Origin of the sequence: Pseudoalteromonas sp. NGC95, assembly GCF_015864705.1 — a bacterium.
GTDB lineage: Bacteria > Pseudomonadota > Gammaproteobacteria > Enterobacterales > Alteromonadaceae > Pseudoalteromonas > Pseudoalteromonas arctica.
Map to the genome: position 1 here is coordinate 50,588 of NZ_JADYWR010000016.1, position 24,304 is coordinate 74,891.

The following is a 24,304-nucleotide window of genomic DNA, read 5'->3' on the forward strand; positions in this document are numbered from 1 at the left end:
CTAGCCGCAACACGATGAGCGGAGTATGATACGCAGTATCCGAGTAATTTAGTCAAGTATAGATGGTTTTATGATTTCTATTTCCGAAACAGCGCAAGCGCATTTTGCTAAACTATTAGCAGATCAATCACAACAAACCAATATTCGTGTGTTTGTTGTAAACCCTGGTTCATCACAAGCGGAATGTGGTGTGTCTTATTGTCCAGAAGACGCTGTAGAAGCGAGCGATATTCGCCTAAACTTTAACGGTTTTGATGCCGTTGTAGATGCTGAAAGTGCTCCATTTTTAGAAGAAGCTGAAATCGATTTTGTTACCGACAAAATGGGTACTCAGTTAACGCTAAAAGCACCAAATGCAAAGGCGCGTAAAATAGGTAACGATGCATCGTTAAACGAACGTGTACAGCACATGCTAGAAACCGAAGTAAATCCACAACTTGCTAACCACGGTGGCCAAGTAAGCCTTGTTGAAATTACAGCTGCAGGTATTGCTATACTTCAGTTTGGTGGTGGTTGTAACGGTTGTTCTATGATCGATGTAACGCTAAAAGAAGGCATTGAAAAAGAAATGATAGCTAAGTTTGAAGAAATCACCGGTGTTGCTGATATAACAGAGCACGAAGCGGGCGATCACTCTTACTATTAGGCCTTGTAAATGCTAAAGCAGCTTATTTATCGCTTAGGGAGCAACCCTAAGCTGAGCTTAAAGCGCTTTTTTCGCGGCTTAGCACTGTTTGTGCTAGCCGTGATATTCATATCTATTGGGTATTACACTCACTACAGCTTACAAATAATTGGCGTTATAATTTTACTCCCCGCATTATTTTTTGCCGGTTGGGGCTACTGCGGTATTTTTGCTAATCGTTTTTCACAAGTTTTAAAAGATATGGGCCCTAAACACCACGACCCCGATCTCTGGAAATAAACCATTTATTTAGTTTAATCTAATAGCTGATTATTTATTTTTAAGTGGTGATATTTAATTATTAATGTAAGCCCGCGCATTAACATAAAACAGCTCATAGCCAGCCATAACCCGTTATTTTGCAAGTCTATAAACACCCAAAACACACCAAAAAAGCCAACTCCAGCTGAAAGTATCATACTGTTACGCATGTTCTTTGCTCGCGTAAGCCCTACAAAAACACCATCAAACAAAAAGCAACTCATGGCCAAAATAGGCAACACTATTAGCCATGGTAAATAGTGTGTTGCCTCTTGAATAACCTCTGGCACATTGGTTAAAAGCTTGATTATACCGCTGCCGAATAATGCAAAAAAAGCGCTATATAAGACGCCAAAAAGCATGCCCCAAAATACACTTATTTTAACCCAAAGCTCTATATTTTTAACGCTTCCTTGGCCCTTAGCTTGCCCTACTTTTGCCTCAGACGCGTAAGCAACGCCATCAAGAGCAAAACTCACCAACATTAGAAAGTTAAGTAAAACAGCATTAGCAGCTAATGTGGTTTCGCCTATACGCGCTGCGTAAAACGTCATAAAACTAAAGCATAATTGCAGTATTAAAGAGCGAATAAATATATCTCTATTCAAACTCAATAATTCAGCCATTTTGCTAATACTCAACCAATTCGGTACATTTAGATCAATGTCTTGTTTTTTAGCTAGTTTAACCACTAAAAACAGTGCAAATACTAAAGCCGTATAATCAGCAATAAGTGAAGCCCACGCAGCGCCTGCAACTGCCCAATCTAAATAAACAACAAAATAAATATCGAGTACTATATTAACGATATTAGTGACGAGTAATAAATAAAATGGACCTCGACCATAATGCACACCAAGCATCCACCCCAGTAACACTAAATTACATAATGCTGCTGGAGCACTAAAAATACGAATGCTAAAATACTGATACGCTTGGGTAAGTACGTCGCGATTGGCGGCGGAGAGGTAAGCTATAGCGTGCTTTATTAATGGGGATAACACAATTAATAGCACGGCCACTGCGCTTGCAAGCAATAGGCTTCGTTTAAGTAAAGCGGCAAGTTGGGTTAAATCGTTTTTTCCGTATGCTTGTGCCACGAGTCCCGTGGTGCTCATTCTTAAAAAACCAGCAAGCCAAAATAAAATAGATATAACTGCAGAGCCAAGGGCAATACCCGCTAAGTAATGAGCGCTTCCTAAGTGCCCAATTACAGCAGTATCAACAATTCCTAACAACGGCACTGTGATATTTGATAGTATCATCGGACCCGCTAACAACAGCAAGCTTTTATGGTGTGCCTTATTATGTATAAGAAATTGTTTCATTTAGTATTATTTATCCTCATTAGTGTATCTGTGCGGGCTCAAGCAGCCGTTATTTTACAGTATCATCATGTTAGTGAAACCCTACCCGCTGTAACAAGCGTTAGCGCCAATACATTCACTAAACATTTGAGCTATTTAAAAGAGCACAACTTTAACGTTATTCCTCTTAATGACTTAATAAACGCACTTCAGCAAAGTGAAACCTTACCTGATAAAACTGTCGCCATCACCTTTGATGATGGTTATAACAATAACTATGAACAAGCCGCGCCTATTTTAGAAAAGTTTGGCTACCCGTACACTATCTTTGTAAATCCTAAATTAATAGACGAGGGCATGAGCTACGTAATGGGGTGGGATAAGCTCAAAGAATTATCTAAAAAAGGGGCATTAATAGCCAATCATAGCGGACAACATGATTACTTACACCTTAAGCTTGAAAACGAAACCGATGCACAATGGCAATCACGTATTAAGCAAGATATTATTAGCTCTCAAAAGCGTATAAAAGAAGAAATAGGCCACGACTATAAATACTTAGCATACCCGTATGGTGAGTTTAATAACGAGCTGCAAGCACTTGTGACAGAGCTTGGTTTTGTGGGTATTGGTCAGCACTCCGGCGCTGTAAATAAAGACTCTAATTTTAGCCGCTTACCACGTTTTCCTGCATCAGGCTTTTACAGCAAACTAGAAACTCTTATTACTAAGCTTAACTCACGCGCGTTTAATATCACCAATTTAACTTATCAAGATAGCGTTACACAACAAAATCCACCCACGCTCACAATTGAATTTAAAATGGGTGACTTTCATAAAAGCCAATTTGCCTGTTACGTATCAAGCGTAGGCCAAGCAGATTTAAAATGGGTAAATAAAAATACAGTCGAAATAACCTCACCAAAGGTGCTTAATAAAGGACGCTCTCGTTTTAATTGTACGGCCCCTTCTATTTCTAGCCCTGGTGATTATTTTTGGTTTTCGCAGCCTTGGGTAATTGAAGCGCCTAAACCTTAACTGCCTGATGTAATAGTCGCTGGGTTATTTTATCCAGCGCAACGATCTCGTCTGCTGCATTTAACTCAGCGGCAGCCTTAGGCATACCCCATACCACCGATGAGTACTCATCTTGAGCCAAGGTATACGCACCGTTTTGTTTTAGTGCAAGTAACCCTTTTGCGCCATCACTCCCCATCCCTGTTAGTATGGCTGCAACTACGTTTTTAGCTCCTGTCTCAACTAATGAGTTAAACAGCACATCTACCGCAGGTTTATGTCTGTTGACCGGCTCGCCATCATCAAGCTGGCAATACAAGCTAACACCTCGCTTTTTAATACTTAAATGAAAACCACCTGGTGCTATATAAGCCCAGCCAGTGCTAAGCTTATCGCCATGTTCAGCCTCTTTCACATTTATCGTGCATGTACGATTCATTCGCTCAGCAAATGAGGCGCTAAACACAGGAGGAATATGCTGAGTAATTACAATGGGCGGGCAATTTTGTGGCATTTTAATAAGTACTTCTTTGATAGCCTCAGTACCCCCCGTGGAAGCACCTATCGCAATTACTTTATTAAGTAAAAATTGAGAATGGGTATTAATAGGCTCATTTGTGACGACCGTTTTTTTATAGCTTCTTACTCTTGCTCCAGCAGCTATTCGCACCTTTTGTTGAACAAGTGATGCATATTGGCTCAATTGCTCTCTTACGTTATTAGTAGGCTTAGCTATAAAATCAACAGCCCCTAATTCGAGTGCCTCGAGTGTAATAGGAGAGCCTTTTTGGGTCAGTGTTGAAATCATCACTACTGGCATTGGTCTTAATCGCATTAAGTTTTTTAAAAAACTAATGCCATCCATTTTTGGCATTTCTACGTCGAGCGTTAATACATCAGGATTTAACTTTTTTATCATTTCGCGAGCTTCGTAGGGATCCTCAGCGCTCCCCACTACCGTAATATCTTTAGCTTGCTGTAATATTTCAGTGAGTAAACGCCTAATTAAGGGGGAGTCGTCAATTATTAATACTTTAATCATGCATACTCCTAAAACAGCTCTATATCAGTTACTACTTCTTGCTTTTTAAGGTTTTGTAAGTAACGGACTTCGCGTTTTTCAATCGTATTATTATGTAGGTTTTTAAGTTTTTTCATATGAACTTTACCGGTGTTCGGATGAAAAAATATTTTTCGTGGCCATGGTCCACCCATATCGTGGGCAACTAGGTTTAATGCCTCTTCTTTAATATACGCCGCTGCAAAACTAATATTACCCAGCCCTATATCAGTCATCGCACTAATAATTTTACCCCCACCAAAAAGTTTTACTTTTAGGTTACGGCGAGATGCACCATTTTTTAAAACTTCGTTTATAAGATACTCCATAGCCCAATTGCCATACCGACAACTTAAACTATGCGCATTCTTAAGTTCTACTCCCTTTTGAATTGGTAACATAAAGTGATTCATGCCCCCAATCCCTAGTACTTCATCGTAAACACAAGCCGCAATACACGAACCCAGAACTGTAGAGATCAGCTCATTATTTTTAGAAACATAAAACTCACCCGGAAGCACTTTAGCAACAACGCTACCTCGGCCCGAGTCCCAATATCGTTTAATATGTTCAAAGTTAGGTAATACCGGCCTAAACTCTGCGTGCATTTTGTCCCTTTTGGTACATAGTTTTCCCTAAATTTTTAAATTGCGTATGCTCTTTTCCCATACTTTCTGAGTGACCTAAAAACAAATAACCTTGTTCATTTAATATATTGGCGTAACGTTTAAAAAGCTGATCTTTTGTTTCTTTATCAAAGTAAATAACAACATTACGACATAAAATAAGATCAAATGATCCTTTCATTGGCCAATCTTGCAATAAGTTTAAACGCTTGAATGAAATAGACTCTTTTAGCCTATCTTTAACTTTATAGTTTTCACCGTCTTTACTTTTTAAAAACCAACGCTTAAGTTGCACGTCATCTAAGCCGTTAACATTCGCTGCGGTGTAAATACCCTTTTGTGCTTTTGCCAATACATTAGAATCTAAATCGGTTGCTAGTATTTTTACATCCCAATTGCTCGGAAATGCATTATTTAAAATCATCGCCAAACTGTAGGGTTCTTCTCCTGTTGAGCAACCTGCAGACCAGATTCTTACTCGCTTACTATTTTTATTTGCCTTTAAGAGAGCAGGTACAAGCTCAGATTTTATAAATTCAAAGTGGTGTATTTCACGAAAAAAAGACGTTAAGTTAGTTGTTATTGCATTAATAAAGGCATCAAACTCCTGATCTTTATGGCTATTTAAATACTCTAAATAGGCTTTAAAGTCAGTTAGTTTTCGCTCTCTAATACGTCTTGCTAAGCGTGAATAAACCATCTCTCGCTTATGCTCACCTAATACAATTCCACATGCGCTATAAACTAAACTGGCAATTTCTTTAAAGTCGCGGTCGGTACACAAAAACTCTTTCATTGTTCGCTCTCAATTTAGCCTGCCAAATAATACCTCGCTGTGATTATGTATTCAGCGAGGTATATAAGAAGATTGGTTGTTAAAATTCTTCCCATTCATCAGCAGAGTCTACAAAGTTATCGCCTTTGGGTTTATTACTTACAAAACTGCTTTGCGACTTATGAGATAATTTAGGTGTGCGCATAGTCGGCGAAATCATCGCCATCTCTTGCTGACCTATTGAGAAAAAGTTGAGTAGTTGGCGCATCTCATTAGCTTGCTCAGCCATAGACTCGCCAGCGGCAGAGGCTTGCTCTACTAAGGCGGCATTTTGTTGCGTCATTTCGTCCATTTGTGAGATAGCGGTATTAACTTGTTCAATACCCGCACTTTGTTCTTCAGATGCCTCTGTAATATCAGAAATCATTTGCGTCACTCTTTGTACCGATACAACAATCTCTTTAAGTGTAGCGCCCGACTCATTAACTAATTGAGAGCCATCAGCTACTTTGCCTACACTATCTCTTATTAACTCTTTAATTTCTTTCGCTGCGCCTGCAGAGCGCTGTGCTAAATTACGCACTTCACCTGCAACAACCGCAAAGCCTCGACCTTGTTCACCAGCCCTTGCAGCCTCTACTGCAGCATTAAGCGCTAATAAGTTAGTTTGAAATGCTATTTCGTCAATGACACCAATAATATCTGCAATTTTCTTGCTCGACTCATTAATTGCCGACATGCTCGTAACTGCTCTATTTACAACCTCACCACCTTGAATCGCCTTTTCGCATGTTTCTTCTGCTAAATCGTTTGCCACTTTTGCGTTATCAGCATTTTGGCGAACGGTGCTAGTCATCTCTTCCATGCTCGACGCTGTTTCTTCAAGTGACGAGGCTTGCTCTTCTGTACGTTGGCTTAAATCAGCATTACCTTGAGAGATTTCCTCTGCACCACTGGCTACAAGCGTTGCCGATGAATTAATGCGATTAATCACTTCCGTTAACTTATCTGCCGTAGCATTAGCATCGCGTTTGAGTTTATCAAATGAGCCTTTATATTCTTTTTCAACTCGTTTTGATAAATCACCATTTGCCATCGCATCGAGCATACTGCCCGTGTCAGCAACTGCATCATCAACTATTTTAACTAAGCTATTTAGCCCTTGAGCCAAACGTAAAAAGAATCCTTCCTTGCCTTCTTCCGCGACTCTTGTATCTAATTCGCCATTACCTGCAGCGCTAATAAGTTCGGCTATTTCTTTTTCAAGCGCAACCTCATTGGTCCTATCTTCCCACTCAACAATGGTGCCTAAATGCTTTCCATCTTGGCTAATCCAAGGTGAAGCAATCAAGGTGAAAGTGACACCCGCTAAAAGTAATTCGGCTTTATGAGGCTTATCGAGATTTTTTAATAAATCGCGCTGATGATTAGGGTGCTTATGAAAATCATCAACACAGGTGCCAATTAAATTATCAACAGAAAAGCTTGGTAATACAGTTTGTAATTCTTTTTCGCGGACTTTTAGCATTTGCTGAACACGATCGTTCACAAATACTATATTAAGGTCTTCATCAGCAATCATTACGTTCGCTTGGCAAACTTTAAGCGCATTTGCTAAATCGGCTGCTTTACGAGATACTTTTTCAAGCTCTTTTTGTTCAGTAATATCAGATGCGTATTTAATCACTTTAAACGGCTTGCCGTTCATATCATAAATTGGGTTATAAGATGCTTGAATCCAAACCTCCTGACCCTGCTTCCCTATTCTTAAATATTCCCCTGAATCAAATTCACCGCGACCTAGTTTGGCCCAAAACTCTTTATATTCGATACTATTTGCATGTTCGGGTTCAATAAAAAGCCTATGGTGCTGACCTTTAATCTCGCTAAGTTGATAACCAAGTGCATTTAAAAAGTTATCATTGGCATCAATAATAGTGCCATCTAAATTAAACTCGATAACCGCTTGAGATTTACTTATAGCACTAATTTGCCCTGAAGCTTCTGCTGCTATTAACTTTTGCTCGGTCACGTCGGTGGCAAACTTAACTACTTTTAATACTTGCCCTTGCTCATCAACAATTGGGTTATAAGTTGCTTGGATCCATACCTCAGTTCCACCTTTTGCATTACGCTTAAACTCATCTGAGATAAACTCGCCATTACGCAGGCGTTGCCAAAAGTTCTTATAATCGTTGCCCTGAGCTTCATCTGGGTCAACAAACATAGAGTGATGCTGGCCTTGAACCTCTTCAAGGCGATAGCCCATCGCGTTTAGAAAATTCATATTTGCAGTAATTATTTTTCCGTTAGGTTCAAACTCAATCACCGCTAATGATTTATTCAATGCGTCTACAATTAAATCATTACTTGATTTTGACTGCTTTGGATTACTAAACCATCCCATGCTCATCACCACCTTTAAGTTTATTATTCATTTAGTTTCTGTTTGCTAAATATTCATTGTTTTTTGCAGGTCAATTAGCGCTACCATTTTTTCACCAACATTCACCAACCCAGCTACATATTCACAATTATTCGATTCAGATAAACTAGGAACCGCTTTCGCATCTTGCTCCGCAATACTGTAAACATCAGAAACGGCATCAACAGCAACACCTATAATTTTACTACCTAGTTCAAATTCTATTTTGACAACGATAACCACCGTTAATGGCCCATAGTCGACACTTGGTAATCCAAAGCGCAACCGTAAATCAATAATTGGCACTATTGTTCCACGTAAATTAATAACGCCTTTTACAAATTCAGGCGCATTGGGCAATACTGTAATTTCTTCCCAACTGCGAATTTCTTGTACTGTTAAAATATCAACGCCGTATTCTTCATCAGCCATAATAAAAGTTAAAAACTGTTTTACACCTTGCTGTTGCTGAAGATTTAATTGATTACTTAACTGGCTTTGCTCTGAGCTCATAACGCCTCCAAAGTGGCTTGCGTTTCAATCGTTAATTCTTGGCTACCTGGTTTTTTTAAACCTGAGAGCTTTATTAAGCCGCTAATGTCCACAATCAGCGATACACGCCCATCGCCTAAAATAGTAGCTCCCGATACGCCATCAACTTTATGATAGTTAGCCTCTAAACTTTTAATAACAACCTGTTGTTGAGACAGTAAATCATCAACTAATAAACCCACCTTTTGGTTATCTGTTTCTACAACAACAAGCAGCGTTTTATCGAGTGATTCAATGGCATTTTTATGATTAAAAATATCGTAGAGCCTTAAAATAGGAATGTATTCGTCCCGAAGCCTCAATACATCAAGGCTTTTACCCACTCGACTCACTTTAGCAATATCAATTTGCAGAGATTCCACAATAGAAATGAGCGGGATAATATAAGTATGCTGAGCCACCTTAACTAATTGCCCATCTAAAATAGCGAGAGTAAGTGGTAATCTAATAGTAAACGTAGAACCAACACCGGCCGCTGAGGTTACTTCCACTGAGCCATTTAATGATTGAATATTTCGCTTAACTACATCCATCCCAACTCCACGACCAGATAAGTCACTTACCTCATCTACTGTCGAAAAGCCGGGCATAAAAATAAGCTCATTTATTTCATCGTCACTGAGATGGTTATCAGCTGAGATTAATTCGTTAGCGATGGCTTTTTCTTTTATTTTTTTTGTATTTAACCCCTGCCCATCATCCATTATTTCAATAACAATGTTTCCACCCTGATGAAATGCATTTAAGGTTACTGTGCCAACGGGATCTTTACCTGCCGCCAGTCTTTGCTCAACAGTCTCTAATCCATGATCAAGTGAGTTCCTCACTAAATGCACCATAGGATCGGATATTTTTTCCATTACTGTTTTATCAAGCTCGGTTTGCTCTCCAATCAACTTTAGCTCAACTTGCTTATTTAGTTTTTGCGCTATATCTCGCACTAATCGAGGAAAACGACTAAATACAAAGTTTATTGGCAGCATACGAATGCGCATCACATTTTCTTGTAAATCACGCGTATTATGGGCAAGTTGCGCTAGGCCTTCTTGTAGTAAAGTGATTGTGGCTGGTGTGATTTCTTGTTCGCTAAGCTGATTGAGCATCGCTTGTGTAATAACAAGTTCGCCAACCATGTTTATTAACGAATCAACTTTATCAATACCAACTCGAATGGAGGTAGACTCTGGTGTACTTGCAGGTTTTTTATCTTTATTAGCAGCGGGTTGCTTTGGCTTACTAGGTAGCTCAGCTACTTTTATTAAATCGGATGTTTCAAGCTCAACAGCTTTAGATATCTCACCTTGATTAGGTTGTATTTGCTCATCATTGCCAAATAAGCCTCCGCATAATTCAATTTTTATGTCGGCATCGTCTTCTACCCATTCAAATACTTCTTTTATGGCTTTTTCATCATGGCTAGTATCTAAAAAAAAGCGCCAATGTAAAAAGCATTCATCACTACTTAAATCGGTGATTTCTGGAACTTCATCGTAAAATACTGTGGTTTCTAACTCACCTAGCTCTTCAAGCTCACTGATCATATACAGTGGCTCGTTTCCTGTTTTAAATAAATGATGATGGGGTTTAAAGTCTATTTGATAGGTGTTACTACTTGTTTGCTCTTCACAGCTTTGAGGTTTATTCTCTTGTGTTTCGTTTTTCATTCCAAGTACATGTTCAAATTGTACTTTTAACAAATCTGCTTCGGTTAAATCTGGCTCTTGCTCACCTTGAAGTGCAGCAAGTAAAGCGCGCAAGCAATCCACAGCTTTGAGTAATAAATTGACATGCTCGGTACTAAGCTCTCGTTCACCTTGGCGAATTTGATCCAGTAGTGTTTCAAGTACATGAGTAAAGTCAGCAACGGAGCTAAAACCAAAAGTGCCACTGCCTCCTTTTATTGAGTGAGCAGCTCTAAAAATAGTGTTGATAGTTTCTAAATCTTCCTCACCTGGCACTAAGTTTAATAACTCAGCCTCCATGGTATCTAGGCCTTCAAAACTCTCTTCAAAGAAAACTTCAAAAAATTGACTTAAATCTATACTCACACTGCGCTCCTTAGCGAATAACTTTTTTAATTACCGCTAGTAGCTGATCGGGATTAAATGGTTTTACAATCCAACCTGTTGCACCAGCAGCTTTACCCTCTATCTTTTTTTCTAAGCCCGACTCTGTAGTAAGCATCAGTAGTGGTGTAAATTTATAACTAGGTAAAGTACGCAGCTCTCGTATTAATGTAATTCCATCCATTATTGGCATGTTTACATCTGAGATCACGGCATCAAAGTCTTGTTGCTTGGCAATAGCGAGAGCTTCACTGCCATCCTTAGCTTCGGTTACATCAAACCCGGCAGTTTTTAATGTAAAGCTCACCATTTGACGCATCGATGCTGAATCATCAACCGCTAAAATTCTTTTCATATATACCCCTAACTTTTACTTTCGGTTGTTAAGTATTGGCTTAAGCCAAGTTTATTAATTGTATGCGTTAAGGCCTCGCTACTGCCTACCCATATTATTTTGTGCTGTATAGTAAGTAGGTGTTTTTGTAAGGCGCATAAAAGTTGAATTGAGGCAGTATCAGCAGAAATCACATCGTTAATATCAAGACAGATATCATCGTTGCTATTGAGTTCGTGTAGTAAGTCTTGATGTAGTGTTTCAACCTGCGTAATAGCAAGTTCGCTCGGAAGTTTTAGCATTTAGTAAGTGCATTCCCTGTCAATTCAATTCATAACAAAAGCTTAGCCCTAGTTATTAAAATTGCCATAAAATGCTTAATTAAATTTAACCTGTCGTTAAAATACAAAAAAAGGAGCCTAAAGCTCCTTTAAAATTGGTAAAAAGTAAAAAACTAGTTTTTATAGTAATCAGCTATTTTTTTAAACTCTTGCGTTAAAGTCGTCGCATTAATTAATGGCACACTACCTTGTTTAAATTCTGGTTTAAAAATAGCTCTAACGGCTCCATTTTGATCAACCATAGCGACCGAGGCACTATGATCAACAGCATATTCTGATTCACTACTATCGCTAATGGCGTAAATTAAACCAAGCTCTCGAACAACAGGAAAAAGGTGTTTATGTTCCCCTGATACAGCTAAAAAGTCTGGGTTAAAGTAATCTATATATTGCTTTCGTTTAGCTGGTGTATCGCGTTTTGGATCAACCGATAAAAACCAAACTTGTAGCGGATAATCTGCTTGTAAGTTTTTATAAACAGCATTTAACTTAGCAAGTGTTAATGGACAAATATCTGGGCAGCTTGTGTAGCCTAAAAATACTAAATTCCACTGTCCTAAAAATTGTTGCTTAGTTACTAATTCGCCGCGCTGATCGTTTAGCGTAAAATCAGACAGTGGCTTTGCATTTTCGTAAACTAATGCATCTACATCTGGTGGACTATTTTCATTTGAACATGCTGATAAAAACGAAACTAAAATAACAATTAATCCAAGCCATAACTGCTTCATAAAGGGAGCCATTTATCTATAAATAAGATTACAAAGAGTACCATTAAATGAATAATCGAAAAACGAAATAAGTCCATTGCAGTCTCATCATTTCCAGCAATTTTTAAATTGACCGCCTTATATATAAACACGGCATTTAATACACATGCACCTATCAAATAGATTAATCCAGACATACCGATTAAATAAGGTAATACGCAAACAACAGCGAGTAAAACAGAGTAAGCAACGACGCACGTTTTACAAAAATCGATACCATGGGTTACTGGTAACATAGGGATTTTAGCGCGTTCATAATCACTTTTTCGTGCTATAGCCAGCGCCCAAAAGTGTGGTGGGGTCCAGGTAAATATTATCATTACGAGTAACCAAGGGGCTGCTGCCATTTGGTTTGTTTCTGACACCCAACCTAATAATGGAGGCATTGCGCCAGCCAACCCACCTATAACAATATTTTGCGGCGTTGCACGCTTTAAAAATGATGTATAAACAAATGCATAACCTACCAATGCAAATAACGTTAATATAGCGGTTAAGGTATTAGCCCACACCATCAGCATAATAAAACCAGCAACCCCAATAACAGCTGCAAAACTAAGCGCATGTGTTTTACTTAAACGCCCTTTAGCCACAGGGCGATGACGAGTCCGCGCCATTTTCGAGTCTATCTCGCTATCAACCACATGATTAATAACCGCTGCAGCAGCAGAAAGTAGCCCTATACCTAACAAGCTAATAAACTGTACGACCATACCGCGCCCTACATCGGGAGCCAGCGCTAAACCAACCCAAGCTGTTAGCACCAGCATAGCTACCACTTTAAATTTACTAATTGCTAAGTAGTCTTGCAGCAAACTATGTGTACGCGAAATTAGCGATTGAGTATTAACGGGTAGCAGTATTTTTTTATCAATTATAAGTGCCATCATATTTCCCCTTTATGTGCGTGATTTTAGGTAATAACACAACCTAACCATGCTTAATAACAGTATGGCTGCCATCAAGTTATGCGCCAGTGCAACTCCCAACGGAATATGCCAATGTACTAAAATAAGTCCTAAGCTAATTTGGCAAAGCAGAACAAGTAATACACTCACAACGCAATTTTTAATTTTTTTAGAGTACGCTTGGCTGTATATTTTCCACATAATTAACGCCAGAACAATGCAAGTAACGAGTGCCCAAATGCGATGTAATAAATGAATAGACATACGCGCTTGCTGCGATAACACACCAAACTCATAATTACTGTGCTCAAGTGGTAATTGAAATACGCTACTCAATGAAAACGGTTGTGCGTAATTACACAATGGCAAACCACTACAATGTGGAGCGGCGTAATTTGCAGCCAGCCAACCACCAAGTGCAATTTGGATAATTAATACACTGAGCGCTACTAAACTTAAACCGAAATAGCGTTTTGCGCCGCTATCGCCACCCATAATAGGTTTTGCGGTTAGCCGTAAATATAAAAGCGTTATAAGTGACAAAATACTAAAGCCACCTAATAAGTGGCCCATTACAATAAGCGGCTGAAGGTTCATGGTTACTGTCCACATACCAAGGGCAGCCTGAAACACCACTAGTAGAAGTAAAGCCAAAGGCAATTTAACTGGCGTAGTTGGATATTGGCGTTTTAAAAAAGCCAACACAAATAAACCTAAAATAAGTAAGCCTAAAGCACCTGCAAAGTAGCGATGAATCATTTCTTTCCACGCTTTTGCGGTTTCGAACATCATATCGGGGTAGCTTTGAGTTGCTAAGGCTATGTCAGCCTCATGCTTAGGTACCGTTAAAAAGCCATAACAACCAGGCCAATCGGGGCACCCTAAACCTGCATCACTTAAGCGGGTGTACGCACCTAAAGCAACTACAATCAAAGCGAGTAATCCTGTTATTAATACTAAGTTTTTATAATTTTTATACATCAGATACTCCAACTTAAGCTCAACTTAGTTAGCTAGAACGAGAATAGTTAAGTAATTTTTTTAGATCTTTTAATAACCCTTTTTGTACTAAACGGTTTTCTTGTGGCTCGACCTTAAAGGGATATTCAAGTACCACTAACCCCATATGATCAATTAAATACAAACTTGCAGGATTTAAACTCTGTTGCTCGGTAATAATTTTCCATGGTAGGTTTTTATTGTCGGGACTTCCCATTACAGCCATATCAACCTTGCCTTGGTTTTTACCAAGTGCCACATATAAATTATTAAGTGCATTGAGCTGTTCGCGGCATGGGGTGTTACATTCGTTTGAATAATTAAGTGCGATAGTCCATTGCTTGGGATTATTTTGCGGCCAATTTTTAAGTTTTATTTCTTGGCTTAAAAACTCGCCATTATTAGTAATTGCAGTAGGCAACCAATCAAACTTTAATGCGCCATATGCCAAAATTAATGGGATAGCGCAGCAGCCCACAAACAACACAAGGGGATTATTTTTCATTAAGTGTCCTTTTTTTACTCGCAAAAATAGCCACAACAGCACATGCAACAGCAATTAAAAACCATTGCACAGCGTAGGCATTATGCTTTTGAGGGCTCATAACAACTGCCTCATAATGAGGTGTTGCAATCTCATCACCAGTACCTTGTCTGTAAGCCATAAAATTAATTAATGATTGCTGGCTTTGAGTGCTCAGCATATTCAAGTCGATAGATTGGATTCTTGTAGGTAAGTCATTATTTGTAGTTTTATCTTCAAGCGTAAAGCTACTTAAGTTATTTTCTTTTATTTGCGCTTTAAGAATAAAAACACCTGTAGGCAGAGTAACCTTTGGCAGTGTATCTCTAGATATAGGCGCTTTTACCCATCCTAAATTAACTAAAATCACTTTTTCTTCGCTGTCTGGCTTTAGTAAAGCAAGTAGGTCGTACCCTACTTGCCCGTTATAAACTTGATTATCTAAAAGCCAATATTGGCTTTGTACAAACCGCCCTTTTAACTCAACCAATACACCTGTTTTGTTCCAGCTATCAGGCAGGTTAAGTAATTGAGACCAACTCATCACACCCCGATTCTGTTGCTTAGCAATAGCGGTTAGTTGCTGCTGTTTTTGCTCACCTCGCTCCAACTGCCAAAATCCTAATCGCACACACACAAGTACAACAACCACAACCATACAAAGTGTGATTAGTGAACTAAGCTTTTGTTTGTGCCATAAAACTAACTGCATAAAGGGTCAACTCAGTGATTATTAAAATTATTATCGTACTGTTGTTAATATTTATACTTTTTAACTTATTTAGAGCATTGTTTATTATGGTGTCAGGGAAAACAGGGGGACGACCTATGTCTCACTTTTTAGGTCGTCGCGTATTGTTTTCGGTCGTTGTTTTAGTTGTTGTTATTGCAGCGCTTAAACTTGGTTTTATTAAAGCAAATAATTCGCCAATAAACGCTACAGCACATATACAAATACAAACAAACACAGCCACACCACATCAACAAAGTGCCAATACCAAGCAGCTGCTTGAAAAGCAAAATGCTTATCTTTAGTAAAGTGCCCTTTGAATATCCGTAAAAATATTACAAATAAAAGTACGGTTCCTAACGTTACATGCATGCCATGAAAACCAGTCAATAAAAAGAACGTATTACCGTAAATGCCCGCATCTAGCGTTAGGTTAAGGTCATTATATGCATGCATGTACTCCTCAACTTGCAGCCCTAAAAAGCAAACGCCCAATAAAATAGTAGCGCCTAAAAAAACTTTAAGTGGAGTGCGTTTATTGTTTTCCATCGCTACGTGGGCAAAATGTAAAGTAACTGAGGAAGTAAGCAGTATTAAGGTATTTATAAGCGGTAAGCCTTGCCAGCCCATAGCTTGAGTAGTTTCACCAGCAGGTGTTGAAACTAGCGGCCAAACAGCTTCGAAAGTTGGCCATAAAACCTCCTTAGTCATTGCATTATTGCCTGCGCCTCCAAGCCAAGGTACCGACAATACGCGTGCATAAAAAAGCGCACCAAAAAAGGCCATAAAAAACATAACTTCAGAAAAAATAAACCAGCTCATACCTTGTCTAAAAGAGCGATCCATTTGTGCTGAGTACAAACCTTGGTCCGATTCATTAATTACATTTTTAAACCAGCTAAACAACATATACACAAGTACAGCAATACCGGCATAAAGCAGATAAACCCCGCTACCACCTTCTTTACCTACACTCATAACTGTTAAGCCTGCCCCTACTGCAATAAAAAACAATGCAACAGCACCTACAATAGGCCATGGGCTTTGCTCAGGTACGTAATAATGCTCATATTCTTGATTCATTTTATTTACTCCTAGTTTCACACTAGTTTAAAAAGCTAGTTGTTACTTGCCACCAGCTGTTCACTAATATCAAATACGGTATAAGATAAAGTTAATTCTTCAATATCGCTTGGCAGTGCGGTATCAACATAAAAAAGCAATTTAAATTCAAGTTCTTCCCCTGCTTTTAGAGGTTGCTGATCAAAGCAAAAACAGGCTATTTTATGTAAATACTTTGCCGCTTTACCTGGCGAGACTGATGGTACAGCCTGCATTACTTTATCTAGGTTGCTGTTATTTTTAGCACTAAACATTACTTCACGCATTGCACCGGGTTTTACCACTACACTGTATTCTTTTGATTTAACTTCAAACGGTGCACCACTTTGTGCGTGAGTAGTAAAGCTAACGCCGACTTCTCGGTTTTGTACTATTTGTGTACTTTGCTCTGCTTGCTCAAGCGAAGGTTTTCCATTAAGCCCTGTTACATCACAAAACACGTCATACAAAGGTACTAAAGCAAAGGCAAAGGCAAACATGCCTATGCAAATAAGTACCAAACGTTTGAGTAGCGGTGCGTGTGTCATTACTTAATTACCGGCGGCGTAGAAAAAGTATGATATGGCGCTGGAGAGTTAACTTCCCACTCAAGCCCTTCTGCCCCTTCCCATACTTTTGCAGGCACTTTATCACCGCCACGCGCGCATTTAATTACCACAGCTACAAACAACAATTGCGATAAACCAAAGGCAAATCCACCAATACTTATGATTGCGTTAAAGTCGGCAAATTGAAGTGCATAATCGGGAATTCGACGCGGCATACCGGCAAGCCCTACAAAATGCATAGGAAAAAACAATACGTTCACACTCACCAGCGATAGCCAAAAATGCCATTTAGCTAGCGTGATATTAAACATATTGCCCGTCCACTTGGGCAGCCAGTAATAGGCCCCCGCCATTATCGAAAATACAGCCCCTGTTACTAATACATAATGAAAATGCGCCACTACAAAATAAGTATCGTGGTACTGAAAGTCAGCAGGTGTAATTGCCAGCATCAACCCCGAAAAGCCACCTAAGGTAAACAGCACAATAAACGCAATACTAAAAAGCATTGGCACTTCAAAAGTTATTGAGCCTTTCCACATTGTGGCAACCCAATTAAATACTTTTACTCCTGTAGGTACCGATATAAGCATGGTCGCGTACATAAAAAACAACTCGCCAGCGACCGGCATCCCAGTGGTAAACATATGATGAGCCCATACAATAAAGCTCAATAGTGCTATGGAGGATGTGGCGTATACCATTGAGGCATAGCCAAAAAGTTTTTTACGAGAAAAGGTAGGTACTATTGTAGATATAATGCCAAAGGCAGGAAGAATCATTATGTATACTTCGGGATGGCCAAAAAACCAAAAAATGTGTTGGAACATCACCGGGTCGCCACCGCCTGCGGCATCAAAAAAGCTGGTCGCAAAATACTTGTCGGTAAGTACCATAGTGACAGCGCCTGCAAGCACTGGCATTACCGCTATTAATAAAAAGGCAGTAATTAACCACGTCCATACAAATAAGGGCAACTTCATCCATGTCATGCCAGGGGCACGTAAGTTCACTATGGTTACAATCACATTGATTGCGCCCATTATTGAGCTAATCCCCATAATATGTACGGCAAATACAAACAATGCAGTATTATCATTACTGTATGTTGTAGACAGTGGTGCATAAAAAGTCCAACCAAATGCAGGACCCCCACCAGGCATAAATAACGATGCCAATAGGATTAAAAACGCAAACGGTAAAATCCAAAAGCTCCAGTTATTCATTCTTGGCAATGCCATATCTGGCGCGCCAATCATGAGTGGTATCATCCAGTTAGCAAGGCCTGTAAAGGCCGGCATAACCGCACCAAACACCATAATTAAACCATGCACGGTGGTCATTTGATTAAAAAAGTGAGGATCGACCAACTGTAAACCTGGTTGAAATAATTCAGCTCTGATCACCATGGCCATTCCACCACCAATTAAGAACATGGTCAGCGAAAAAATTAAATATAAACTACCTATATCTTTATGATTAGTTGTGTAAAGCCAGCGTTTAAAACCTTTAGCTGGGTGATGAGCATGATGAGCTTCATTGGCGTTAGGTTGTTCTACTATGCTACTCATTAGTTCGCCTCCACTTTGGCATCAAGTGCTGCCTGTATTTGACTCGGTTGAATAACATCACCCGTATCATTACCCCACGCATTACGTTTATAAGTAATAACCGCTGCTAATTGCTTTATAGATAACTGTTTGGCAAATGCTTGCATTGCCGTACCGGGTCGCCCATGGATAACTACATCAATGTGATCTTTTATATCGCCAAGTACTATAGGGCTGCCTTTAAGTGCAGGAAATACACCCGGTAACCCCATGCCAGTAGGCTGATGACATGCAGCACAATTGGCCATATATACTTGTTCGCCTAAAGTCATTAATTCTTCTTTTGGGAGGGTTTTATCAAGTAATGCGGCATCTGCTAATGCTGCTTTTTGTTTAGCCTGCTTTGCATCTGCAAGCCATGTTTTAAAATCAGCTTCAGATTTAGCGACCACCACAACGGGCATAAAGCCATGGTCTTTACCACACAACTCAGCACATTGGCCTCGGTAAGTACCTTCTTCGTTTATGTTCGTCCATGTTTCGTTTATAAAGCCGGGGTTCGCATCTTTTTTAACTGCAAAATCAGGTACCCACCAAGAGTGAATAACATCGTCAGAAGTCATTAAAAATCGTACTTTTTGATTTATTGGCAGTACAAGAGGCTTATCAACCTCAAGTAAGTAGTTAGGATTTTTATCTGCAAGATTCGCGATTTCATCTTGCGGGGTAGATAAAATAGAGTAGAACTCTACATCTTCACCCATATATTCATAATGCCATTTCCATTGCGAGCCTGTAATTTTAATAGTGAGATCAGCTTTGCTGGCATCTTCCATTGCAATTAGGGTTTTAGTGGCTGGTACTGCCATAGCAATTAAAATAACAAACGGGATTGCAGTCCAAAGTATTTCTACTTTAGTGCTTTCGTGAAATTGGGCAGGTACAGCCCCTTTAGATTTGCGGTGATGAATAAGTGCCCAAAACATAATTGCGAACACTATCACCCCAATCACACAACATATTATAAATATGGTCATGTGCAGCTGATATACATTATTGCTTATATCGGTTACGCCTTTGCGCATATTGTATTGGCTGTTAGCCAAAACTGGGTGCGAAAAAACACATAATATAAGCCACAAGGTAGAGGTCAGTTTACCCATGTGACGGCTCCTTTGATGCTATTGCGAATGCAAAGCGAAGAGGCATACGGCTTAAACGCCAATTCGTTATTTTTATTTTTTTAGTCAATCTCATTTAATATTGATTGGTTTTGCTGCGCCAACAACGGGTTTGTGTATATTGTGTGTTCTCAAAACTAAAAAGCTGTGAGTTATTATTAGCTCAGCACATTAATAATTAGCTAAAAAATGAACAACAAGCAAGTTTTAGTATAAAAAACAATCAGGTGATATTGAGTAATTAATAAAAAATCAGTAACCAACTAGGTAACAGGAAGTTCAAAAGATGAGCAAAACAAAGGGGTTTAACGCATTCGGAGGGGGAAAATATAAGTGCAAAAAAGTTTACAGCTTAAATTGTCAGTGAGCTATTTATGCCCTATTTTTAGTGCGAATTTAAAACAGAAAATGCGTACTAATTAGTACGCATTTATAAAACTGCTTGTTTAAAAGCTATTTTTAAAGTCACATCCAATCAGCGTTTCTTATAACGCCAACGGCTAAGCCTTCAATATTAAAAGACTCATTCTCAAGATCTACTTCAATAGATTCAAAATCGTCGTTTTCAGCATGAAGTAATACTTTACGACCCGCTTTCTCAAGACGTTTTACAGTTACGTCTTCGTCTAGGCGGGCAACAACAACTTGCCCGTTTTCAGCGGTTTGAGTACGATGTACAGCAAGTAAATCACCATCCATAATACCAATATCTTTCATGCTCATACCGTTAACGCGTAGTAAAAAATCTGCAGCCGGTTTAAACATTAATGGATCGATTTTGCAGTGACTTTCAACGTGCTCTTGCGCCAAAATAGGTGAACCAGCAGCAACACGCCCTATAAGCGGTAAACCTAATTGTTCTGGCTCTTCTTCTTCAATTAACTGAATACCACGGCTTGCACCTGGTTTCATTTTAATTGCGCCTTTTTTAGCAAGTGCTTTTAAATGTTCTTCAGCAGCATTGGCACTTTTAAAACCTAATGTTTGCGCTATTTCAGCACGTGTAGGAGGCATACCAGTGTCTTTAATAAAAACTTTAATTAGTTCGAGTATTTGAGCTTGGCGGTTCGTTAATGGTCGCATACAACTGGTTTTCCATACAGTACATTTAACTGTGAGTATATACAGTTAAATAAAAATCGCAAATTTAAATTAAGCCTTAAAATAGCCAAAGTAATTTCACTTGTGTACATTTTAGGGATATAACTAAAGCTAGGTTTATAAATGATTAAAAAAGCAAAGGAGTCATTATGAGTATTTGGTACCAGCCCATCACTTTAGAGCTGTGCAAGCAGTTAGAACAAGGCATTGATGGCCAAGGAACATTAATGAAAACCATGGGAATAGAAGTCACTGAAATTGGTGATGATTACTTAGTAGCCACTATGCCGGCAATTCCTGAGCATCATAACCCAATGGGAATGGTTCACGGCGGTGCTAACGTTGTACTTGCCGAAACAGTTGCCAGCTATGCAGCTAACTTTGTTGTCGATTTTACAAAATTTTACTGCGTGGGGCAGGAAATTAGCGCAAGTCATTTAAAAGCATCTCGCAACGGCACTTTAACAGCAACGGCAAGAGCGTTTCATATTGGCAAACGTAGTTCAGTGTGGGAAATAAAAATTACAAATAGCCGCAATGAGCTGTGCTGCGTATCAAAAATGACCGCAGCAGTCGTAGAGCGAAGGTAGTTACTTTTCGATTGGGTAAATTGTAATTTCCATACCCGCACCAATCGCAGATATACGTAGTAATGTATCTGCATCTAAGGCTTGATTAAAGCACTTAGGGGAAGTGCCTGATTCAAAACCAATATCAAACGTTCTACGTGAACAGCTTAACCATTGCTTTAGCGCGTTACGCGAACACGATTCAATAAGCTCACATATATGGTTTATTGCTTTGTCAGGCGTGTTTACTACACCTGTTGCTTCAATACGCGCTAATTGACGGTATTCGTCTTTGTCATAATGTAAAATCGTCGCGACTTTTTTCAAGTCTGCCACTAGCAAACTAATATCTTGCTTTGATTCAAGCTCAAGATCTACATTTAAAAATTGAATTTCCGACATCGTTTCGTATTTATCCTCTAATAATTTCATTGCAAACTTTAACGCAGTTTTACCGTTATACCAAATCAACTATGCTCTATTAACCACTTTATATGGATATTTCGCAGCTTTTAAGTATTTTTTAGCGTTTAAAGCTAGCTGGATATCAAACACTCAGCTCAATTAAACAAATAAGTCATGTTAGCAATTTAAGTGTAATCTTTTTTATTTTTAAATGATTACAGTAAGCTATAGTTTAAACTGCGACAAAATGTCGCAGTAACTAATCCCATTAATGTAATAAACTAGCCTCTAAAAATAATAAGACTAAAACATGAATAAAAAAATATTTAAGTATGCTCGCAAGTTACATAAATGGCTCGGTTATTTGCTCACATTACAAATTTTAGCTTGGCTATTAGGCGGTTTAGTCATGAGCGCTATTCCTCTTGATAAAGTTCATGGGGAGCATCTTGCAACACGTACTCTTAATAACCCATTTACGCAGGCTGATTATGTTGCCTCCCTTAACGATATTGCATCTCAGGTGGTTAATCCAACACAAATAATTTTTGAGAACTTTTTAACCACACCTATAATTACAGTAATAAATAAAGATGAACAGCAAAGCTTTAACGGTATAACAGGCCGGCCTTTTGAGCCGCCAACTAAAATACAAATTACCGCAAATGCTAAAGCACACTTACTTATTGATGCTCAAGTGACAAGCGCTGTACTGCTAAAGCAAGGTATGCGAGAAGTTGGATATAAAACCAATGTTTGGCAGGTACAATTTGACGACACATTTAACACAACACTGTACTTGTCAGAAAATAACGGCAGAGTTGTCACCGTTCGCAGCACACTATGGCGAATTTTCGACTTTTTTTGGATGTTACATATTATGGATTACGATGAGCGAGAGGATTTTAATAATCCGCTGCTTATTAGTTTTGCAGCAACCAGCGTACTTTTTTGCCTAAGTGGAATATTACTACTTATGCAAAACATACGACTAAAACGATTTATCCGAATTAAAAGTAAGAATAAATCAAAGTAGTCATATTGGTTTTTAAGAACTAGCGCACTCTCACCAAAGAGTAAATAAGCCCTAGGAAGTACCCAAGGGCAGATTTTATTCCAAGTGTTTAAATCGACTCAAATGTCGCTTTAACATTTCGTTTTCGAAAATCAACTCATCACGCTCATCCAGCAATTGTAAAACTAAAGCTATTGCCGACCAATCTAACGAAAAGTCATGTTGAATACGGGCCGCTTTTTTAACTAAGGTCACTGCAGATACCGTAAATTGCCACTGCGTAACATGCTTCCCCTCAATTGGAACCGCAATATTGTGCTCAACTAGCTCATATAAAATTGCTTCGCTAATATCACTACTCAAACATAGCTCTTTGCTAGTAAGTAAATCATCTTTTTGTGTCACGATAATTTGCATTATGGCTTGCTCCAGTTATTACGGGGATCAAAGTGAGCTTTTTCGGCTAATTCTTCCCAAAGTTTTTTACTGGTATCATCAACAGATGTTGGATTAACAATTTTAAGCACAGCAAATAAATCACCTTTGGCTTTTTTACTCATTAATCCCTTACCTTTAATACGCAAGCGTTGACCAGACTGACTATTAGATGGAATAGTTAATTGGATTTTGCCTGCCAACGTAGGTAAATTTATTTTTGTACCAAGAGCCGCTTCCCATGGTGCAAGAGGGACGACTATATTTAGGTTATGACCTTCAACATCAAATAATGGGTGGGGCACTAAACTAATTTGTAAGTACAAATCGCCATTTTGCCCGTTCGCTGACCCTAATCCGCCTTGCCCTTTTAGTCGAATTCGTTCGCCATTTACTGAACCTGCGGGAATTTTCACTTTAAGTGATTTTTTAATTTCAGAGACACGACCACTACTATCTCGCTGCGGTAACATAAACTCAACAGGCTTAACGGTATCAACTAAAGTCTCTTCAAGAAAAATCGGGAACTCTATTTCCACATCTTGTCCTTTTTGCGCGCGAGCGGCGTTACTTCTGCTCTGCCCGGAACGATTGAATCCACCGGCGCCGCCAAACATTGAATTAACAAAATCAGAAAACTCTTGATCGGTTTGAGGATCGCTTTGCTGATAATTACTTTGCGATGAAGCATTGTTACCACCATAATTACCTTGCTGTTGACGAGCACGATTTTGTTGATGACGACGTAACTCGTCGTATTTAGTGCGTTCTTCTTTGTTATGAATGACTTCGTAAGCTTCTGCTATTTCTTTAAACTTATCTTCTGCTTGAGGCTCTTTGCTTACATCTGGGTGATATTTTCTGGCTAACTTTTTATAAGCTACTTTAACCGCTTTATCGTCTGCATCAGGCGATATTCCAAGCACTGCATAATAATCAACAAATTTCATTTGCAATCCAAATCCCCATATTGAGTAAGCTTTAAGCATACTCCTTAAC

General features: G+C 38.9%; 28 protein-coding genes. 6 read left to right on the plus strand and 22 right to left on the minus strand.

Annotation, left to right across the window (positions count from 1 at the left end):
* The first annotated feature begins 70 nt into the window (after window positions 1–70).
* On the plus strand, window positions 71–646 hold the full coding sequence (gene nfuA, locus I6E70_RS14770) for a Fe-S biogenesis protein NfuA (RefSeq protein WP_007584966.1): 576 nt from the start codon (window positions 71–73) through the stop codon (window positions 644–646).
* A gap of 9 nt (window positions 647–655) precedes the next feature.
* Entirely contained in the window at window positions 656–925 is a 270-nt protein-coding gene (locus I6E70_RS14775) for a hypothetical protein (RefSeq protein ID WP_002959572.1), read from the plus strand.
* Window positions 926–939: 14 nt separating this feature from the next.
* Here I6E70_RS14775 and I6E70_RS14780 read toward each other — a convergent pair whose 3' ends face one another.
* Window positions 940–2,211 (minus strand): MATE family efflux transporter, encoded by a 1,272-nt coding sequence (locus I6E70_RS14780; protein WP_010554948.1) that lies wholly within the window; start codon window positions 2,209–2,211, stop codon window positions 940–942.
* Window positions 2,212–2,253: 42 nt separating this feature from the next.
* On the opposite strand from I6E70_RS14780, the gene I6E70_RS14785 reads away from it, so the two are divergent.
* Window positions 2,254–3,291, plus strand: a complete 1,038-nt coding sequence (locus I6E70_RS14785; protein WP_197189023.1) for a polysaccharide deacetylase family protein — start codon at window positions 2,254–2,256, stop codon at window positions 3,289–3,291.
* On the opposite strand, the gene I6E70_RS14790 is transcribed toward I6E70_RS14785, so the two are convergent.
* The 13 genes from I6E70_RS14790 to I6E70_RS14850 all read right to left on the minus strand — a co-directional run bounded on the left by I6E70_RS14790 (window position 3,281) and on the right by I6E70_RS14850 (window position 15,361).
* Window positions 3,281–4,312 carry a protein-glutamate methylesterase/protein-glutamine glutaminase gene (locus I6E70_RS14790; RefSeq protein ID WP_007584963.1) on the minus strand — a complete coding sequence of 344 codons (1,032 nt, stop codon included), beginning with the start codon at window positions 4,310–4,312 and terminating at the stop codon, window positions 3,281–3,283. The genes I6E70_RS14785 and I6E70_RS14790 overlap by 11 nt on opposite strands.
* An 8-nt stretch (window positions 4,313–4,320) precedes the next feature.
* Window positions 4,321–4,938, minus strand: a complete 618-nt coding sequence (gene cheD / locus I6E70_RS14795) for a chemoreceptor glutamine deamidase CheD (protein ID WP_007584962.1) — start codon at window positions 4,936–4,938, stop codon at window positions 4,321–4,323.
* Window positions 4,922–5,752: a CheR family methyltransferase gene (locus I6E70_RS14800; protein ID WP_197189024.1), complete on the minus strand. Its 831-nt coding sequence runs from the start codon at window positions 5,750–5,752 to the stop codon at window positions 4,922–4,924. The genes cheD and I6E70_RS14800 overlap by 17 nt, the downstream gene beginning before the upstream one ends.
* Before the next feature lie 79 nt (window positions 5,753–5,831).
* Window positions 5,832–8,138 (minus strand): methyl-accepting chemotaxis protein, encoded by a 2,307-nt coding sequence (locus tag I6E70_RS14805; protein ID WP_197189025.1) that lies wholly within the window; start codon window positions 8,136–8,138, stop codon window positions 5,832–5,834.
* Between the two features lie 45 nt (window positions 8,139–8,183).
* The gene (locus I6E70_RS14810) at window positions 8,184–8,669 is read right to left on the minus strand and encodes a chemotaxis protein CheW (RefSeq protein WP_007584959.1); all 486 of its coding nucleotides are present in this window, start codon (window positions 8,667–8,669) and stop codon (window positions 8,184–8,186) included.
* Window positions 8,666–10,756 carry a chemotaxis protein CheA gene (locus I6E70_RS14815; protein WP_197189026.1) on the minus strand — a complete coding sequence of 697 codons (2,091 nt, stop codon included), beginning with the start codon at window positions 10,754–10,756 and terminating at the stop codon, window positions 8,666–8,668. The genes I6E70_RS14810 and I6E70_RS14815 overlap by 4 nt, the downstream gene beginning before the upstream one ends.
* 10 nt (window positions 10,757–10,766) lie before the next feature.
* The gene (locus tag I6E70_RS14820) at window positions 10,767–11,129 is read right to left on the minus strand and encodes a response regulator (RefSeq protein WP_007584956.1); all 363 of its coding nucleotides are present in this window, start codon (window positions 11,127–11,129) and stop codon (window positions 10,767–10,769) included.
* Between the two features lie 8 nt (window positions 11,130–11,137).
* Window positions 11,138–11,410: an STAS domain-containing protein gene (locus I6E70_RS14825; RefSeq protein WP_002959595.1), complete on the minus strand. Its 273-nt coding sequence runs from the start codon at window positions 11,408–11,410 to the stop codon at window positions 11,138–11,140.
* A gap of 152 nt (window positions 11,411–11,562) precedes the next feature.
* A complete protein-coding gene (locus I6E70_RS14830; RefSeq protein WP_007584954.1) occupies window positions 11,563–12,180 on the minus strand; it encodes an SCO family protein in 618 nt (205 codons plus the stop codon).
* Entirely contained in the window at window positions 12,177–13,106 is a 930-nt protein-coding gene (cyoE, locus tag I6E70_RS14835; RefSeq protein ID WP_002959598.1) for a heme o synthase, read from the minus strand. Before cyoE ends, I6E70_RS14830 begins: the two co-directional genes overlap by 4 nt.
* Window positions 13,107–13,118: 12 nt before the next feature.
* A complete protein-coding gene (locus I6E70_RS14840) occupies window positions 13,119–14,108 on the minus strand; it encodes a COX15/CtaA family protein (protein ID WP_007584952.1) in 990 nt (329 codons plus the stop codon).
* A gap of 28 nt (window positions 14,109–14,136) precedes the next feature.
* Window positions 14,137–14,631, minus strand: coding sequence for a transmembrane cytochrome oxidase associated protein (locus I6E70_RS14845; protein WP_101216094.1), 495 nt, complete (start codon window positions 14,629–14,631; stop codon window positions 14,137–14,139).
* Complete coding sequence (locus I6E70_RS14850; RefSeq protein ID WP_101216095.1) at window positions 14,621–15,361, minus strand: SURF1 family protein; 741 nt, start codon at window positions 15,359–15,361, stop codon at window positions 14,621–14,623. Before I6E70_RS14850 ends, I6E70_RS14845 begins: the two co-directional genes overlap by 11 nt.
* A 14-nt stretch (window positions 15,362–15,375) precedes the next feature.
* On the opposite strand from I6E70_RS14850, the gene I6E70_RS20875 reads away from it, so the two are divergent.
* Window positions 15,376–15,684, plus strand: a complete 309-nt coding sequence (locus I6E70_RS20875; RefSeq protein ID WP_076916441.1) for a DUF2909 family protein — start codon at window positions 15,376–15,378, stop codon at window positions 15,682–15,684.
* On the opposite strand, the gene I6E70_RS14860 is transcribed toward I6E70_RS20875, so the two are convergent.
* From I6E70_RS14860 to lexA, 5 genes are all read right to left on the minus strand, one after another.
* The gene (locus tag I6E70_RS14860) at window positions 15,587–16,462 is read right to left on the minus strand and encodes a cytochrome c oxidase subunit 3 (protein ID WP_197189027.1); all 876 of its coding nucleotides are present in this window, start codon (window positions 16,460–16,462) and stop codon (window positions 15,587–15,589) included. The genes I6E70_RS20875 and I6E70_RS14860 overlap by 98 nt on opposite strands.
* A 35-nt stretch (window positions 16,463–16,497) precedes the next feature.
* Window positions 16,498–17,028, minus strand: coding sequence for a cytochrome c oxidase assembly protein (locus I6E70_RS14865; protein WP_002959612.1), 531 nt, complete (start codon window positions 17,026–17,028; stop codon window positions 16,498–16,500).
* Window positions 17,028–18,620, minus strand: coding sequence for a cytochrome c oxidase subunit I (gene ctaD / locus I6E70_RS14870; protein WP_197189028.1), 1,593 nt, complete (start codon window positions 18,618–18,620; stop codon window positions 17,028–17,030). The genes I6E70_RS14865 and ctaD overlap by 1 nt, the downstream gene beginning before the upstream one ends.
* The gene (coxB, locus tag I6E70_RS14875; protein ID WP_024594300.1) at window positions 18,620–19,762 is read right to left on the minus strand and encodes a cytochrome c oxidase subunit II; all 1,143 of its coding nucleotides are present in this window, start codon (window positions 19,760–19,762) and stop codon (window positions 18,620–18,622) included. Before coxB ends, ctaD begins: the two co-directional genes overlap by 1 nt.
* 483 nt (window positions 19,763–20,245) lie before the next feature.
* Window positions 20,246–20,863, minus strand: coding sequence for a transcriptional repressor LexA (gene lexA, locus I6E70_RS14880; RefSeq protein ID WP_007584941.1), 618 nt, complete (start codon window positions 20,861–20,863; stop codon window positions 20,246–20,248).
* A gap of 167 nt (window positions 20,864–21,030) precedes the next feature.
* On the opposite strand from lexA, the gene I6E70_RS14885 reads away from it, so the two are divergent.
* On the plus strand, window positions 21,031–21,471 hold the full coding sequence (locus I6E70_RS14885) for a PaaI family thioesterase (RefSeq protein ID WP_007584940.1): 441 nt from the start codon (window positions 21,031–21,033) through the stop codon (window positions 21,469–21,471).
* On the opposite strand, the gene I6E70_RS14890 is transcribed toward I6E70_RS14885, so the two are convergent.
* Entirely contained in the window at window positions 21,472–21,852 is a 381-nt protein-coding gene (locus I6E70_RS14890; protein ID WP_008138697.1) for a hypothetical protein, read from the minus strand.
* Window positions 21,853–22,165: 313 nt separating this feature from the next.
* Here I6E70_RS14890 and I6E70_RS14895 point away from each other — a divergent pair, with 313 nt between their 5' ends.
* Window positions 22,166–22,891: a membrane protein gene (locus I6E70_RS14895; RefSeq protein WP_024591693.1), complete on the plus strand. Its 726-nt coding sequence runs from the start codon at window positions 22,166–22,168 to the stop codon at window positions 22,889–22,891.
* Window positions 22,892–22,966: 75 nt separating this feature from the next.
* Here the strand turns inward: I6E70_RS14895 and I6E70_RS14900 are convergent, their stop codons facing one another.
* On the minus strand, window positions 22,967–23,287 hold the full coding sequence (locus I6E70_RS14900) for a chaperone modulator CbpM (RefSeq protein ID WP_007584937.1): 321 nt from the start codon (window positions 23,285–23,287) through the stop codon (window positions 22,967–22,969).
* Complete coding sequence (locus I6E70_RS14905) at window positions 23,287–24,255, minus strand: DnaJ C-terminal domain-containing protein (RefSeq protein WP_007584935.1); 969 nt, start codon at window positions 24,253–24,255, stop codon at window positions 23,287–23,289. The genes I6E70_RS14900 and I6E70_RS14905 overlap by 1 nt, the downstream gene beginning before the upstream one ends.
* Window positions 24,256–24,304 lie beyond the last annotated feature (49 nt).

Excerpts from the sequence above, each read along its gene's own strand:
- nfuA (WP_007584966.1), top strand. The coding sequence starts at position 71 with ATGATTTCTATTTCCGAAACAGCGCAAGCGCATTTTGCTAAACTATTA.
- I6E70_RS14775 (WP_002959572.1), top strand. The coding sequence starts at position 656 with ATGCTAAAGCAGCTTATTTATCGCTTAGGGAGCAACCCTAAGCTGAGC.
- I6E70_RS14780 (WP_010554948.1), bottom strand. The coding sequence starts at position 2,211 with ATGATACTATCAAATATCACAGTGCCGTTGTTAGGAATTGTTGATACT.
- I6E70_RS14785 (WP_197189023.1), top strand. The coding sequence starts at position 2,254 with ATGTATAAGAAATTGTTTCATTTAGTATTATTTATCCTCATTAGTGTA.
- I6E70_RS14790 (WP_007584963.1), bottom strand. The coding sequence starts at position 4,312 with ATGATTAAAGTATTAATAATTGACGACTCCCCCTTAATTAGGCGTTTA.
- cheD (WP_007584962.1), bottom strand. The coding sequence starts at position 4,938 with ATGCACGCAGAGTTTAGGCCGGTATTACCTAACTTTGAACATATTAAA.
- I6E70_RS14800 (WP_197189024.1), bottom strand. The coding sequence starts at position 5,752 with ATGAAAGAGTTTTTGTGTACCGACCGCGACTTTAAAGAAATTGCCAGT.
- I6E70_RS14805 (WP_197189025.1), bottom strand. The coding sequence starts at position 8,138 with ATGGGATGGTTTAGTAATCCAAAGCAGTCAAAATCAAGTAATGATTTA.
- I6E70_RS14810 (WP_007584959.1), bottom strand. The coding sequence starts at position 8,669 with ATGAGCTCAGAGCAAAGCCAGTTAAGTAATCAATTAAATCTTCAGCAA.
- I6E70_RS14820 (WP_007584956.1), bottom strand. The coding sequence starts at position 11,129 with ATGAAAAGAATTTTAGCGGTTGATGATTCAGCATCGATGCGTCAAATG.
- I6E70_RS14825 (WP_002959595.1), bottom strand. The coding sequence starts at position 11,410 with ATGCTAAAACTTCCGAGCGAACTTGCTATTACGCAGGTTGAAACACTA.
- I6E70_RS14830 (WP_007584954.1), bottom strand. The coding sequence starts at position 12,180 with ATGAAGCAGTTATGGCTTGGATTAATTGTTATTTTAGTTTCGTTTTTA.
- cyoE (WP_002959598.1), bottom strand. The coding sequence starts at position 13,106 with ATGGCACTTATAATTGATAAAAAAATACTGCTACCCGTTAATACTCAA.
- I6E70_RS14840 (WP_007584952.1), bottom strand. The coding sequence starts at position 14,108 with ATGTATAAAAATTATAAAAACTTAGTATTAATAACAGGATTACTCGCT.
- I6E70_RS14845 (WP_101216094.1), bottom strand. The coding sequence starts at position 14,631 with ATGAAAAATAATCCCCTTGTGTTGTTTGTGGGCTGCTGCGCTATCCCA.
- I6E70_RS14850 (WP_101216095.1), bottom strand. The coding sequence starts at position 15,361 with ATGCAGTTAGTTTTATGGCACAAACAAAAGCTTAGTTCACTAATCACA.
- I6E70_RS14860 (WP_197189027.1), bottom strand. The coding sequence starts at position 16,462 with ATGAATCAAGAATATGAGCATTATTACGTACCTGAGCAAAGCCCATGG.
- I6E70_RS14865 (WP_002959612.1), bottom strand. The coding sequence starts at position 17,028 with ATGACACACGCACCGCTACTCAAACGTTTGGTACTTATTTGCATAGGC.
- ctaD (WP_197189028.1), bottom strand. The coding sequence starts at position 18,620 with ATGAGTAGCATAGTAGAACAACCTAACGCCAATGAAGCTCATCATGCT.
- coxB (WP_024594300.1), bottom strand. The coding sequence starts at position 19,762 with ATGGGTAAACTGACCTCTACCTTGTGGCTTATATTATGTGTTTTTTCG.
- lexA (WP_007584941.1), bottom strand. The coding sequence starts at position 20,863 with ATGCGACCATTAACGAACCGCCAAGCTCAAATACTCGAACTAATTAAA.
- I6E70_RS14885 (WP_007584940.1), top strand. The coding sequence starts at position 21,031 with ATGAGTATTTGGTACCAGCCCATCACTTTAGAGCTGTGCAAGCAGTTA.
- I6E70_RS14890 (WP_008138697.1), bottom strand. The coding sequence starts at position 21,852 with ATGTCGGAAATTCAATTTTTAAATGTAGATCTTGAGCTTGAATCAAAG.
- I6E70_RS14895 (WP_024591693.1), top strand. The coding sequence starts at position 22,166 with ATGAATAAAAAAATATTTAAGTATGCTCGCAAGTTACATAAATGGCTC.
- I6E70_RS14900 (WP_007584937.1), bottom strand. The coding sequence starts at position 23,287 with ATGCAAATTATCGTGACACAAAAAGATGATTTACTTACTAGCAAAGAG.
- I6E70_RS14905 (WP_007584935.1), bottom strand. The coding sequence starts at position 24,255 with ATGAAATTTGTTGATTATTATGCAGTGCTTGGAATATCGCCTGATGCA.